The 13,968-nt window shown below is 55.4% G+C and carries 17 protein-coding genes; all 17 read right to left on the bottom strand.

The features are described 5' to 3' along the window. The coding region (locus tag Q0K43_RS03545) for a hypothetical protein (RefSeq protein WP_366086128.1) at positions 1-731 on the bottom strand (731 nt) is incomplete at its 3' end. Positions 732-744: 13 nt separating this feature from the next. Next, complete coding sequence (locus tag Q0K43_RS03540; protein ID WP_297289195.1) at positions 745-1,386, bottom strand: hypothetical protein; 642 nt, start codon at positions 1,384-1,386, stop codon at positions 745-747. A 234-nt stretch (positions 1,387-1,620) separates the two neighbouring features. Beyond that, positions 1,621-4,104 (bottom strand): hypothetical protein, encoded by a 2,484-nt coding sequence (locus Q0K43_RS03535; RefSeq protein WP_297289194.1) that lies wholly within the window; start codon positions 4,102-4,104, stop codon positions 1,621-1,623. Further along, positions 4,101-4,487, bottom strand: a complete 387-nt coding sequence (locus Q0K43_RS03530; RefSeq protein WP_297289193.1) for a hypothetical protein — start codon at positions 4,485-4,487, stop codon at positions 4,101-4,103. The genes Q0K43_RS03535 and Q0K43_RS03530 overlap by 4 nt, the downstream gene beginning before the upstream one ends. Next, positions 4,487-6,499, bottom strand: a complete 2,013-nt coding sequence (locus Q0K43_RS03525; protein ID WP_297289192.1) for a hypothetical protein — start codon at positions 6,497-6,499, stop codon at positions 4,487-4,489. Before Q0K43_RS03525 ends, Q0K43_RS03530 begins: the two co-directional genes overlap by 1 nt. Before the next feature lie 11 nt (positions 6,500-6,510). Beyond that, the gene (locus Q0K43_RS03520; RefSeq protein WP_297289191.1) at positions 6,511-6,675 is read right to left on the bottom strand and encodes a hypothetical protein; all 165 of its coding nucleotides are present in this window, start codon (positions 6,673-6,675) and stop codon (positions 6,511-6,513) included. Between the two features lie 8 nt (positions 6,676-6,683). Continuing rightward, positions 6,684-7,046, bottom strand: a complete 363-nt coding sequence (locus tag Q0K43_RS03515) for a hypothetical protein (protein ID WP_297289190.1) — start codon at positions 7,044-7,046, stop codon at positions 6,684-6,686. 12 nt (positions 7,047-7,058) lie between these two features. Continuing rightward, positions 7,059-7,640, bottom strand: coding sequence for a major tail protein (locus tag Q0K43_RS03510; RefSeq protein WP_297289189.1), 582 nt, complete (start codon positions 7,638-7,640; stop codon positions 7,059-7,061). 2 nt (positions 7,641-7,642) lie between these two features. Beyond that, on the bottom strand, positions 7,643-7,948 hold the full coding sequence (locus Q0K43_RS03505) for a hypothetical protein (protein WP_297289188.1): 306 nt from the start codon (positions 7,946-7,948) through the stop codon (positions 7,643-7,645). Further along, positions 7,945-8,322, bottom strand: a complete 378-nt coding sequence (locus Q0K43_RS03500) for an HK97 gp10 family phage protein (protein WP_297289187.1) — start codon at positions 8,320-8,322, stop codon at positions 7,945-7,947. The genes Q0K43_RS03505 and Q0K43_RS03500 overlap by 4 nt, the downstream gene beginning before the upstream one ends. After that, positions 8,303-8,626 (bottom strand): hypothetical protein, encoded by a 324-nt coding sequence (locus Q0K43_RS03495; protein WP_297289186.1) that lies wholly within the window; start codon positions 8,624-8,626, stop codon positions 8,303-8,305. Before Q0K43_RS03495 ends, Q0K43_RS03500 begins: the two co-directional genes overlap by 20 nt. Then, positions 8,619-8,897 (bottom strand): head-tail connector protein, encoded by a 279-nt coding sequence (locus Q0K43_RS03490; protein WP_297289185.1) that lies wholly within the window; start codon positions 8,895-8,897, stop codon positions 8,619-8,621. The genes Q0K43_RS03495 and Q0K43_RS03490 overlap by 8 nt, the downstream gene beginning before the upstream one ends. Positions 8,898-8,952: 55 nt before the next feature. Continuing rightward, complete coding sequence (locus Q0K43_RS03485) at positions 8,953-10,143, bottom strand: phage major capsid protein (protein ID WP_297289184.1); 1,191 nt, start codon at positions 10,141-10,143, stop codon at positions 8,953-8,955. After that, complete coding sequence (locus Q0K43_RS03480; protein ID WP_297289183.1) at positions 10,140-10,724, bottom strand: HK97 family phage prohead protease; 585 nt, start codon at positions 10,722-10,724, stop codon at positions 10,140-10,142. The genes Q0K43_RS03485 and Q0K43_RS03480 overlap by 4 nt, the downstream gene beginning before the upstream one ends. Beyond that, entirely contained in the window at positions 10,693-11,946 is a 1,254-nt protein-coding gene (locus Q0K43_RS03475) for a phage portal protein (RefSeq protein ID WP_297289182.1), read from the bottom strand. Before Q0K43_RS03475 ends, Q0K43_RS03480 begins: the two co-directional genes overlap by 32 nt. A gap of 9 nt (positions 11,947-11,955) precedes the next feature. After that, positions 11,956-13,608: a terminase large subunit gene (locus Q0K43_RS03470; protein WP_297289181.1), complete on the bottom strand. Its 1,653-nt coding sequence runs from the start codon at positions 13,606-13,608 to the stop codon at positions 11,956-11,958. After that, positions 13,605-13,955 (bottom strand): hypothetical protein, encoded by a 351-nt coding sequence (locus Q0K43_RS03465; RefSeq protein ID WP_087271751.1) that lies wholly within the window; start codon positions 13,953-13,955, stop codon positions 13,605-13,607. The genes Q0K43_RS03470 and Q0K43_RS03465 overlap by 4 nt, the downstream gene beginning before the upstream one ends. Positions 13,956-13,968 lie beyond the last annotated feature (13 nt).

Genomic DNA, 13,968 nt, shown 5'->3' with positions numbered 1-13,968 from the left:
TCCACCTTCAATCCGCCGATATAGGCGGTCTTGCCGGCCAGGATCTCACCGGCCGCCGCCGTGGCGTCGGAGGTATCAACAAACTCATCCGGGATCGCTTCCACCGTGACTTTACTCAGCACCTTGCCCGTGGTTGGAATAATGTTCTGTGCGGCCTTGGTGGGGGTCGCAATCTTTTCCTCAGTAGCAATACTCACTGTACCGGTGCCGGAGTGGTAACCCTTTGGCACGGTGTATGACTTTTTGGTCGTGTCAAGGGTCTCAGACACAGCGCCAATATTGGGCATGGTACCGGCAGTCAGCTGGCCGTCCTTGGTCACGAAATTCTTGTTTGCCAAAACGTCAGCGGCGGCTGCCGTGACGCTGGATACGTCCTGATACTGGGCGGGGATTGCTCCCACCGTCACGTCGGACAGACCGTAATAGCCGGAGTCGGGGGTCACGTTCTGCTGCTGCTTGGTGGGCGTGACCTGCTTGCTCTGCAGGTTGTAGTTGCCACCGCCTGCGGCTCCGGAAACCGTGCCGCTGCCGTTGTGATAGCCCTTCGGGATGGTGTAGGTGTCGCCCTCTATCACGGTGGCGGATACGGCGCCCTGGTTCACAATGCCGTCAAAGGCCGCCGCCAGCACATCCATTTTCGCGGTGCCTTCGGCGATACCCAGTTCAACGGCCTTGTTTCGCATGGTGTTTCTTGCATTCTCAATGCGGGTAATCTCGGTCTGGATGCTCATGGATTTTCCCTCCTTAAATAGTCTCTAAAAGAGATTCGATGTTGCCGACGGCGACGAACACAGCTGCAGAGGTGATGGGTCTTGAGTTATCAGCCTCTACATGGTCGGCTGTATCTACCGACAGGGTGTTGCTCCCCTTGTCCAATTTAAGGCCTGACCCGATAGCATACCCGTCACCACTGCCGGATGGGAGAGGCAGGTCTGACTTCTCGTATTGATCCGTTTCTGTGTTCCAGATCTCCCAGAATCCCTCGCTCCCTGGGATCGGCGGGTGCGCGTTGAGATCCCGGATGATTTCCTCAGCCTGGGAAAATTCGGTTGGCAGTTTCGGCCACTGTGCATCCCCGGACAGGCTCGCCGGCACATATACCCGGATCATGTTGGTATGGCGCACTTTCTCCCCTTGGGCAGCCCGCAGCTGCAGGGTATAGTAGCCGGGCAGGGCCAGCATCTCAGCCGTAAGCATCACGGACAGGCTATTTTCTCCCTGAGTTAGGCTGATAACATCCAGATTTTTGCCTGCCTGCACTAGTAGATCCCAGATCCAGCCCTTCGGGATGATCCCCTCTACCCTCAGTTCCCGCGTCAGGTTGTCATACTGTCGGGCCAACACCTTTCCTTCATTCGTTATGCGCCAATTATCAAACTTGATCATAGCACTACCTCCCACCTATGACCGCTCCGAGAAAGATGCTGTATGTTCTCATGCGCCCAGGCAGAAAATCATTCTGCTGCCGTCTGCTGAGCCGCCACAACATCCAGCAGAGCGTCGATCTCCTCACCGCTGTACTTGCTGGTATAATACTTGGTCGGTTCCTGCGCGGCCTTCATGTTTCTCAGGGCCTGCTCTAAAGCGTCGAGTCTTTCTTCTGTGGTCATAAAACTCACCTCACACTATAAAGCGTCTACCATATTGGTCCAAAAATTGACGGTTATTTCTTTCCTTTATTGGTCCAGATACGATTACTTTCGGCTCCCCATAATAAAGGATTATCCCTCCGGGCGCACCAGCACTTCCTTTCCCGAATCTTCCACCAGGACCGCCCGGCATACCAGACTGGTATTTAGAATAGGCAACATCCCTGTCATTCCCTTCTACAGAGATAAGCCCATTGCCACCAGCGCCTCCACCGCCTCCACCGCTGCCTCCGGTTCCACCCGTTCCAATTTTATCCGGGGTTTCCGGGGTAACTGCGTCAGCGCCTGCGCCGCCCTCACAGGTTGGGGTAGCGTCACTTCCGTTCACGCCGTTCGCAGCGCCACCACCTCCGGCTCCAAGGTTTCCATAGGTACTTTCCGCGCGGCCTCTTTTATAAGTTCTCCTCGCGCTATGGGTCCATTGATAAACTCTTTGCTTATCCTCATAACCCTGATCGATTACCTGGGTTTCCGTCATAGAGCTGTTTGCATACGCGAAGGTACCAGTCGCATTAGATGGGACAGAGTAATTTAAAAACTCGCTGTATACGGTTCCGGCTACAATCGGGTTTCCGTGCGTGTAGCCTATAGTCTTTTGACTACCCGAAGAGCTAAAGCCACCTCCTGCGGTTCTCCTGTAGCTGGTATAGCCCTTGTATGAGTAGTGATTAAGTTCATTTGTTTTCTGGCGCTTATCATCCGAACTGGATTGATAAAGCCACGGGCCATATTTACTATCGTCCCCGGCCTTGTTTCCAGACGACAGTTTTCCTCCGGTGTTTTCTCCAACGTCTGCACCACTTTCTGCATTTTCTGATTTTGACGCGGATTTTCCGCCGGAGCCGCCATCTACCCCGTCGAGACCGGACGCCGCAAAAACCTCACCAGTTACAAGGTCCATATACCCGGAAGGAGATGCACTCCCGTCGTCGCTTGTATAGACTACTCCACCGACGGTGAGCGTGGTAGCAGAACCTGGGGAGCCTTGTTCCCCAGAAGTATCAGAAGCTACACCGCCGAATCCGATATTAGGAGAAATTATTTGACCTGGTATGACTTCAATATCCACAGAATATACTTTTCCGCCGGAACCGCCTAACCCTTTATTTCCACCTGCACCTCCAACACCTTGGGAGTCGCTTGTAAATTCTCCGTTATCGCCAGCGGAACACCATGCGCTTTCTCCGTCCGCGCCTGGTTCTCCGTCGGTACCATTTTGCCCGGCGGTCCCACCGGAAATAAGAACTGCACGCATTTTTGTAACGCCATCAGGAACGACGATAGGGTCATTCGTTGTAATTAACTTCCGCACATCGTATATTTCCACAATATCGGATGAAGGAGGTTTATAGCCGATTGCCGTCACCTCTTCGGCCACCAGCCGGCCGCCTATGGTGATAGATGCTGACTTGACGCATCCTACCGACGCACCGCCAAAAGGATGCTCAAACGCGATCACATCGCCGGGGCGCTCCCCATCGTATACCACGGTAGCTTCCATGGCCTCAATCCACTTGTAATATTCCGCCAGACGCTCCGCCACAGCCGCAGAGTTGACCAGCGATACCAGTGTGGCTTCCTTGACCTCCACCACATTGGCCACATCACCAGGTGTTACAGCCTGACGCACATCTCTGGTGGTATGGACATATTTCTTCCCTGTTAAAGTACCGGTCCCCGCCGACACTCTGGCATAATTGGCACCCTGCTCCAGCAAAGAAAAGCCGGAGGCCGCCAGGCTGTGAACAGGTTCCTGGAACTGAATCACATCTCCACTCTGTGTGGTGCCCTCAAACAGCTGAATCTCTTCAGTACCAGGAATATATTGATGCTCCAGGACGGCCACCTCTGTGACCTGCGCCTCATAACGGACTTTATCCCCCCAAAAGACCCGATCCGGCGTGATTGTAGATGACACACCATCCCACAACGACTCAATACGCAGCGTCCCTATCTGATCCACCTTTGCCTGAGCGCCCACGGCAAAAAGCACCTGGGCCAGGTTGGCCCGCCGGGTAGCCACCGGAAGCCACCCGTACAGCTTGACCTTGGCAAACTTGGTCTGTACCTGGTATGGAATATTGCAAATCTCTGCCACCAGCTCCTCCACGGTCTGTCCGGTGTAGATCCCGCCCATGTGATCGGACTGATCCAGCAGCGCCAGCGCATTGTTGGCCGTTATGGTATAGGTAAACTTGCCTGTGCGCTCTACGCTTTCGATGTAATAGGTTCCTTGCAACCTTTCCCGGTGGTAATATAGCAGCTTGTCGTTCCTCCGAAAACCGGTCAATGCAGCTCCCTTGCTCTCATCCCGGAGATAAAGTTCCATCTGAAATGTCCCGATCTCCAGCGCATCTGACAGCAGAGCAGCGGCCTCATAGGTCTCTCCCTCCTGTATCTCCTGGTCTGTGAAAATCAGCTCACCATAAACCAAGCGATTGACTGTATCACTCATACCGGCCTCCTTTGAGGTGCCAGAGCAGAAAAGCTGACCTTCAGACCGCTCCAGCGATTGACTCCACCAATTTTGTCCCGCTGAATGTCCTTTCCTGCGTTTACCATAGCATCATAGGTCATGGTCGTCTGACCATAGGGCACAACGATCTTATGGGATTCCACCGGCGCGCTGATTGTCTCATAGAAGGAGTCGTAATCTTCCAGGGCTGCAGGATCCGGCTCCACCTCCATAGAGTAATCATAGTAGGTTCCGATAATATCGCGGAAATATCGACCGGACTTCACCTGACCGGATCTGTCGCTATCTTCCACCCGGAAAGACCGCTCCATGGTCTTGATCTTGACCCGCACCTTATATTGCTTGCCGTCCAGTTCTACCATTACCGCCGTCCTCCGATCAGCTGGACCCCAAGCCGGCTGCGTTCGCTTTCTATGCTGGAATAAAGCACCCGACCGACCTTTGTTCCGTCCAGGTATACATCTCCTCTGCCTGCACCTGCAGAACTTCCCCGCTCCGCCAGCGCATCACTGGCTGCCTGTTTGATGGTGGAGTAAGGGGATACCACTTCCGGCTCCTGCCGATTATCGCCCAGCACCGCCAGGAAGGGCTGATTAGGCGGTACCACGCCTCCTTTGGCAAAGCCCGGGATATCCGACCCGGCAGCTGTGGCCCGCTTGAGATCCTGCGTAGCCTGATTGGCGCGCTGGGTGGCGGAATTGATGGCCACCAGAATAGCGGTAATGCCTGCAGCAATGCCAACAGCAGCCAGTCCCAAAGTAGCTGCCGATTGGAATGCACCCACAGCTACCGCTGCGGTAAGTGCTACCGCACCAACAGCGCCTAGAATCACGACAACCTTTTCCAGACCACTCATGTCGTCCCAGACATCCGCCACCTTGACTGCCAGGCCAATCAGCGTCCCCAGCGCCAAAGTCACAATCAGACCCTTAGCCCCCAGCTTCCCAAAGAGGTCCACCATATTGGGCAGCACCCTGGATACGTTCGCCACAAGCCCAGCCATCGGGCTGATGGCCGCCGTCACACCAAGGATTCCAACGATAGCCCGCTTTGTTCCATCGTCCAGGCTGTTAAACCAGTCCAGAAATTGTGCGGCAAGGTCCACCAGATTAGTCATGAGCGGCTGGATGCCCTCCGCCAACTGGGCAATCGCCATCTGAAGGTCCAAGCTGGCATCCCGGTTCTCAACCAGTCCCTGATTATTCTTTTGCCAGCCCTCATAAGCACCTTTCAGCGGTCCATCCACCAATACAGATAGTGCCAACTTCTGCTTGTCCAATTCGGAGGTGCAGAAGGCCAGGTTCTGGGAGAAAAATTCTGCACCATATCCAATACGATCCAACAGCTCCGCAAATTGCCCGGTGGCCGCCCCTGTAGCCAAGGTTTCCTGCAGGCGGTCAGCCAGTGATTCGATCTTTAAGGTATCGGGGAACGTGATGGCCGCATTGGCCAAGCCTTCCACCGCCCTTTGAAGATTGGACTCTGTAAAATTAGCTTGCAGCAAATTGCTTACAGCCTCAATACTGCTATCCGTCTCGCCGGATACTGTATTGAAGTTCTGAAAGGCCTGTCGGGCTGCATCGATACCTACACCGGCTTGCCGGGCGTTGTTATCCAACATGGAAAGGCCTGCCCGAATTTCTTCCGTCGCTGGGACAGTAGCGATTGCCGCCGCACCCAAGGCAACAATTCCTGCGGTCACCGGTTCAAAGGCATCTTTTACTTTGCCGGCTTTTGTGGATACCTCGTTTGCCGCGTCCCCAAATTTCTTGAGCCCTGAGGTGCTTTCTCTTGTCTGCTCTTCCAGCACATTTAGTTCCTGCTCGGTCTCGATGATTTCCCGCTGGAGTGCATCGTACTGGCCTTGATCCATCCTTGCACCAGAGAACTCCTGATCCAGGTCTTTTATCGCTTGTTGGAGATCTTTATGCTTTTTCCTGGTCTCCTCCAGTTTCTGCACAAAGGCATCATATTGCTGAGTCGAAATCTGCCCTGTCTCCAACTGTTCCCGCATTGATGCCTCATTGGCCTCCAGACCTCTCATAGTGGCAGAAACCTGATTCAGTTCCGCTTTCAACGGTTCATATTTGGCCTGATAGTTTTTGCCTCTTTCAAGTGCTGCATCGGCATGCTGTGCCGCCTGACGCAAAGTCTCCAACTTCCGAGTAGTGGTCTCTGTGGCTTGCGCCAATAACCGCTGTTTCTGGGCCAGTAGTTCGGCATTGCCCGGGTCCAGCTTCAGCAATCGCTCTACATCCTTAAGGGACTGCTGGGTAGTGGACAACTGCTTATTGGTGCCGGCCAGTGCCTTGTCCAGCTTGGTGGTGTCACCGACAATCTCAACAGTAATGCCGCGTATGCGATTTCTTGACATTCGGCACCTCCCTAAAATGCGTCAAAGTCTCCCTGGGTGGGGAGTCGGTCATACTCATACCCGTCATTGGCTGCCTCTACCAGCATATCGGTCACCATTCCAATGGTAAGCAAATCCAAGTCCCGGATAGGTATGCCCAACTGCGCCGTCCGCAGAAGGAACAGCGCAGTTGTCATTTCCCGGTCTATCGGGTTCGTTTTTTTTTGCTGTCCACAAGGGTGGTATTGTTGGCCCTCCACAACTCCATCAGCTCCGGGAACACCTCGTAGATAGAGAATGTATCGAATCCATCCAGCCACTCCTCCACGCTATGCTCCGGCATATCAGCAGCTGCATGACGGGCCATGAGATAGGCCACATTCTCAAACACCTCCAGCAGCTTTACCGGGATGGGTTCCTCGCCGTTTTGCGCCTTTTCCACCGCCTGCTGGATATCCTTCATGTCCTGCATGATGTCCCTGCCAAATTTGATCCTGTACAGGCGCGGAATGGCCGCAGTTGCCCGGAAGCAAATATCGCGTCCGTCGATCTGAATGATCTTCTCCATATGCTACCTCTCTCAGGCAGTAGCAGCGGTAGGCTGCCATACGGACTTGTACCAGTTATTATATTTTTCATCCGGCGTATCCGGGGTGGTTTTGGCCTTGACATTGCCGTTTGCTAGGGGGGACGCCGTAAGAGTAAGGCTCTCAGTGGAAGGCTCCTTCGCATTGGTGGTAGTGCTGCCGGTCACACTGGGGCGTGACGCGGAGCAGTTGTACAGCACATGGCGGATGGCCTTCTGATCGCCGGCAAATTCGAAGAGCAGCGCAAAGGGCTGGCTCTCTGCCCTGACGTTTTCCACCAGAATCTTGTCGGTCTCGTCTTCTGTCTCTTTGAGAATGTCTTTTCGGAAGCTGTCAGGGATCAGCGCGATCTCCAGAGTCCCACTGTACCCGTCATTGGCAGTGGTAACGTAATATGCCATATCGTCGGCATAGAACGTGCTGGGATCTCCCTGGGCGTCCATAGAGAGATTGACCGCGCCGGGAATCGCCACAGGGGTCCCGAAGGTGATCTCGCCCTCCTCCCCAACGGTAAGGAGTGCGTAATGTACATTTTTCAGGCCAAACTTGACCTTGTTGGCTTTGCCTGTTGCCATAATCACACCTCAATTTCATATAAAATTTGATAAAGTTTTTCCGATGCCAGATACTCCTCCGTCTTCTCCCAGTTAAGGTCTGCCAAGGCATCCTCCACCAAGGACTCCACCTCTGGAGACTTGACGTTGGTGTAAAGCTCCACCTGATAGTGTCCGGCGGAGAAGTACATGGTGTCGTCTGCAAAAAACTTTGTATCGTAAGCATACAGATAGCAGATATAGGGGGGCGCCTGCCGGGTACGGAAAGCACGGTAGGCAACAGGTAAGCCCGTACCTGCGAGGCGATCCGCCAGTTTTTTCTGGGTCACTGCTCCAATGCCTCCTTTAATTTCTGCAGCAGCTGTCGCTCAAGAGCTTGCTCCGCAGGGCGAATATGAGGTGTCCCACTCACCCGACCTCCGTCGATCTTTGCATGTCCATTTTCCAGCAGGTGGGTCAGTTGCCCATTTGTCCCGTTAAACACCCGAACCCGGATGCCATCAGGGCCATCGTAGACTATTTCAGTCCGCCAGCCTTTGCGGTAGTTCCCTGTCCGTTTGGGGCTGCGGCGCTGGATGTCCACTTTGCAATCTTGAGCTGCAGATCTCACAGCCTTCTTGACTTCCTCATTGACCTCAGTCCCATAGCGGGACAGTTCCGTCCCCAAGGCAGCCTCCAGCTGGTTAATACGTATCTTTCCCATCGGCTACCCCCGCCTGTTCCTCCAGATACAGTTCCGTTTCATCCGTTTCCCTGCGCCGGTAGGTGCGGTAGATTCGAAATCGGCGGCCATGAAGCTCCGCCTCCTGCTGTCCGCTGTAGTTGACAGACGGTGTAACAAAGAGGCATTCTGGTTTCATTCCCTCCCTGCCTCCTTCGTACCATTCCGACCGGGTGACCGATCGTTCTTCACCAAAGATTTCAGTCCGCACCGGCTTGCTGGGCACCTGCTCCAAAAGATCATTTTGGACGTAGGACTGTCCGATGAGTACCAGTGTATCATCCATCACCGTCACCCTCCCGATATTCCGGGCACAGGGAAAGTACAGCCTTCAGGCTTTCATACGCTTGTCGGTACTGCTCCCCCTTGCCCCGGTAGTCGAATTGCCAGCGGGCGTACAGCTTCACTGCCATACTGGTCAGGGCGTCTACATCACCCCGTCCAGCCCCCGCCGTTCTGAGGTCCAGCACCGCCGCGTCGATGGTATCCCGGATCTCATCGTCCAGGCTGTTGTTGGAGATACGCAATGCCCGACGGATATCCTCCACCTGGCTCATGTCACTTCCCTCCCAGATCCGCCGGCGGCCCTATCCGGGCCGCCGGCACAGGATATCAGGCGCCCGCCCGGGTAAACAGGCACAGGCCTTTCTTATCAGCGGGCTTTCCGTCAGCCAGTGCCATAACCCGGTAGACGGTGGAGCCGCTGCGGAAGGCCACCGACTTGTCACTCTCCACAGTGGGAGACATGGCAAAGTTGAACTTGTAGCCCTCGAAGAGGTCGCCGAAGATGATGTTGTCCTTGGGGAAACTGTCCTCCAGGATCACAGGATAGCCCAGGATATTGAACTTGGCGGGGCTCTGGACATCGGCCACCACCACAGGCTTGCCGTTGCTGTCCGTCATGCCCAGCAGATCGGAATAGAACACCGCCCGGGGCATGGCAAACTTGGCGTTGGCCATGTACTGAGTGGGCAGGGTGGCCAGGATGGTCATCAGATCCTTATAGGTCATACCCGCCTTAGTGTAGGTACCAGTCTGGGTAATTTCGCCGCTCTTGGTCAGGCCGGTGGCCTGATTGCTGCCGGTTCCGGCTGCGATGGCGGCAGCCACGGCCACGGACATCTTGTTGCCCAAGCGGGCCACCAGCCAGGCCTCAAAGGCGTCGATGCCCATGGCCATCACATCGGCGGTGATCTCTACCGTCTTGATGAGCTTGTAGGCCCCCAGGGTAATGGCGTCCAGGGCGTCGGCGCTGTCGGTGGCCGCGGTACCCATATCTACCCAGCTGACACCGTTGACGGTTTTCTCAATGGGGTAGGTCACATTGCCGGGAATATAGGTCACGTCCACGGCCTGGATGATGGGCGTCAGCTCCATGCGGGCAATGATCTTGTTCATAGTAGTGGTGGGAATGGCCGCCGACGCGGTCACCGCCGCCCGCTCCTCAATGGCCAGCTCATGGCCCTGGAGATTCCGCAGCCAGGCGGAGCGGTATTCCGGGGTGTCCACGCCGTAGGTACGGCTCTCCACTCCCTCATCCTCAAAGGTACGGGTCACACGACCGGAGCGGCCGCTGCCGATCTCCTCCAGCAGCTTCCGGCGCCGCTCCGCGCTGCGCTTCAGGGTATCCCGCTCCTCCTTGAGGGCGCGGGTCTCCCGCTCCAGGGCGTCCACATCGGCGTCATCCTTCTCCAGCTCCTGGGCAATGGCGGCCAGGCGGCTCTCGATCTCACCCATACGGGCGCTGGGAGTTGCAAAAAACTGGAGGCCAATGCCTCTCATCACACTCTGATTCTGCTTCATTTTCTGATTACCTCCAAATACACTCTCAGTTTTTGTTTCCTCCGCTCGGCGGCCTGGGCCGCAAGTCGCTCCGCTTTTTCTGCCTCGATCACTCCGTCGAGCCAGGAACGGGCGGAAATATCGGTAGACGGGTTGGCGGGAAAAGATACCGCCGATACGTCGTATACCTTCCGGATCTTCAAAATGCGCCGGGTATGGCTTTCCCGGTCATAGGAGTCTTCCTGTACCGTAAACGCCCAGGACATCTTGGTCACCAGTCCGGCGGCGATATCCTCGTGCATGGATCTGGCTTGCTCCGTTTTGGACAGATCTGCCGCCACAAAAAGGCCATGCTCCTGAGGTTCGATGAGCAGAGTATTGCTCTTTCCGGTTCGGGCAAAAACTCGCCCACCGTGGTCATACTGCATGATCACATCGGACAGGTCGGCGCCGTCCAGTGCATGTCTGTCAATGACCTCCTTGTACTGGACACCGTCATACTCCCACAGAACATATGGGTCATCAAAGGTAGTAGCATAGCCCTCCACATAGCAGTCGGTATCAAACCTCTTATTGGATGCTGTCGGGATCATCAGCGGCATTGCCCGGTACTCCCGATCCTTGCACACCGGCATTCTCATTCACCTCCGTTTTTTCTGATGCCGGCGGCTCTTGCCCCAGCACATTCACCTCAGCGTAATCCCGCCGGATGTAATATTTTTTGGACTCCTCCGTATTCAGGGCAGGCAGCTGAAACACCTCCCGCCCCTCGTCCATGTTCATCATCCCCCGGTCAAAGAGCTGGGTCACCGTCTCCAGCTTGTCCGACATAGTCATGTGCTGGAGACGGTTCACCGAGAAGGCGATCTCTTTCCCCCGGTTCACCTCCGCCTCCGTATAGGCCATATTGGTATGCACCAATCCCAACTCAATGGCAAAGGGCTCGATCTGTCCCTCATAATAGGCCGACCACTGATCAGAGGTATATTTGTTCTGCAGAATAGCCTCCGACATACCGAAGTAGTCAAACACCGACTCCCGGATCTGGGCCGCCTGCTTATCGTCCACGATATAAGGCTTACTGTCGATCTGCTTGATATCGGCATACTTGCTGTCGAAAATCATGACGCCGCCGGAGTTTCCGGAGGTCAGGTTGTCCTGGACCAGGCGGTCCCGCTCCTCCTTCATGGTCTCCGGCTTAAGCACGTTGGCCAATCTGGCCAAAAAGCGCACCGAAGCGGACGCCTTGACTCCATTGATGATGCTCTGATTCTGGGCGTGGATGAGTTCCATAGTGGGCCGCAGGGCGCCGTTGCGCTCTCCGAAAAAGTCGCTGCGATACTGGAATTGGGTAAGGATGCCGGTATAGTCCAACTCCATCACCCCCACATCCCCGGTGGGAAAACGAAAGCGCACATAGGACACTCCGCCGCGCTCCACGATCTCCGCCTGAGACGGCAGAATCGGATAGAATCCGGTTAGCCGCAGCTGTTCGGGATCTTCACACACCGGCACAATAAAGGCCGTGTTCTCCGTCTTGTAAATGGTAGCCAAACGATACAGATATTTCTTGGTATCCATCCATGGATTGGGCTGGAATTGCAGCACCCGCTCCATCCGGTGTCCGTTCGGCCCCATGACCACCGGGCGCAGCTTACTCACATGGGTGGCAAAGGTATGGATGCAGGCCCGGGTCAGCGCCATCTCATAGACGCCGCCCTCAAATGAGGTGTAGACCGGCGCATACCCTCCCAGGGTCTTGAAGTAGGTATAAACTGCCGCTTCGGCGGTCTTTTTTGGAAAGAGCTTTTCAAACAGCCCCATAGTCACACCTCAGTTCAGGTTGATGTACAGATCCTTCTTGTCCTGTAGCACCGTATAGGCACACAGAAGCGCCGCGGTGCCGTCCACTCTCCGGCGGGGGTCCAGGGTCTTGACCAGCTGGATATTGCCGTTGACGTCGGTCTTGGCCTCGCTGTTCACTAGACACCACTTATCCACCGGATTGTTGTTATAGATCACACGATGGTCCCGGAAGTCTGCCTTCAGATCCTTCATTGGTTGGGAAAGGGTAGCCGGTCCCTGCCGTACAGGAATCATAGATTCCGGCCCAAACTCCGCCTGGAAGGCCCGCAGCAGGCTGTCATCGATGTGCCACGGATCATATCCAATGTAGAGCATATACAGTCCTTCTCTGTCCCTCAGTTCCTTGAACCAGTCCAGGAAGATCTGTTTGTCGCACTTCCGTCCGGGGCAGGTACGCATATAGCCCTGCTCCACCCATAGGGAGTACGGCACATTATCCCGCTCGCGCCGGCTGCCCGACCGCCTGGCGTCCTCCAACACGGCCTCCGGGATCCAGTACATGGACCGCACATAGAGATTGGGGTCATCCGGCCGCATACAGATGACTTTTGCCGCGTTGAGATCCGTCGTATCGGCCGCGTCAAAGCCGCCGATGCCATAATCAAAGGGGATCTGGCAGGTGGCTTCATTATTTAGCTCCTCCCAGCGCAGCCATGCCCCCTCCGAAGTCTGGGGCATATTGAAGTCTTTGACCATGACGGTGGGCTTGAAACTGGGATCATCCTTGGCTTTCTGCACCATCTCGGCCAGGTAAGCCCGGCTTTTGATGGTACCAAGACCCGGGTTGGCCTTTTCCCAGCACGCTGGGTCCTCCCACTCTGCCCGATCATCCAGCTCGTAGATGAAGGGCAAAAATCTCGGGTTATTTGCCTTTCCATCCAGAATGTCACAGGCATATTGATACTGGGCATCAAAGATGCCCTCCCGCACAAAGCCGTTGGTGGTGATCACAAAGAGCAGCGGCTGACTCCTGGCCCCCATGGCCTGCTTGATAAGGTCATACAGATCCCGGTTTTTAATGGCCGCCAGCTCGTCAATGGTGGCGCCGTGGGCGTCCAGGCCATCCAGGCTGGAGGTATTGGACGCCATAGGCTTGATAAAACCCATGTTCATGGGGCAGTAGATATCCGACACCCGTTTCTTCAGGTGCTTGGCCAGCAGCGGCGACATCTGCCGCATTTTGACCGCCGCCTCATAGCCCAGGCGGGCCTGATCCAGTTTGGTGGCTACGTTATAGATCTGGGGTGCGCCCTCCCCATCATTGACCAACAGATCCAACTCTACAGCTGCCGTCTCCGTGGTCTTGCCGTTTTTCCGTCCCTCGATGATGAGAACTTCGTTGTACCGGCGCAGGTCGTTGTCGTCCACAAAGCCAAAGACAGCCTGCAAGCGGGCCCGCTGGAACAGCTCTAGCTTCAGCGGAGCGCCCAGCCGCCCGGAAGGCACTTTACAAAACCGCTGGATAAACTCCACATGCCGGTTTGCAATGTCAGGGTCGAAGTGGAACTCTCCCGGATTGACCAGATCTTCCAACAGCCGCTCTGAGATCTGCTTCATGCGACGGCAGGCCACAATCTTGCCATCCAGAATGTCGGTGCAGTATCGCTCCAGGTCTGTCACCTGGCACCACCGCCCCCGGTTTTCAGGAAGTGTGTCAGCTCGTCATCGGCGGGCGGAGCCTGGGGCAGCATATCCCCCAGCTGACGGATCACCGCCGCGTAGTTTTTAATCATGGCGTTGTACACATCCACCTCCACGGACTTCTTTTCACCCCACTGATTTTCGCCATTTTGGTACTCAGATTTGACGCCTTTTTCTCGAATTTCAGCTTGAAGCTGGGTCAACTGCTCCTCCATGAACACCGCATTGAGAATCAGCTGAAGGCAGATTTTCTGCTGTTCCGGGCTGGCCGCTTTATAGGTATCTGCGAACCGGCCCAGCTCTTTTTTACTGGGTCCTTTTGCCATTTCCACACCCCCC

Origin of the sequence: uncultured Flavonifractor sp. (genome assembly GCF_944383115.1) — a bacterium.
Classification (GTDB): Bacteria; Bacillota; Clostridia; order Oscillospirales; family Oscillospiraceae; genus Flavonifractor.
Note: the sequence above shows the minus strand (reverse complement) of the source record. Positions and strands in the feature narration are given on the sequence as shown.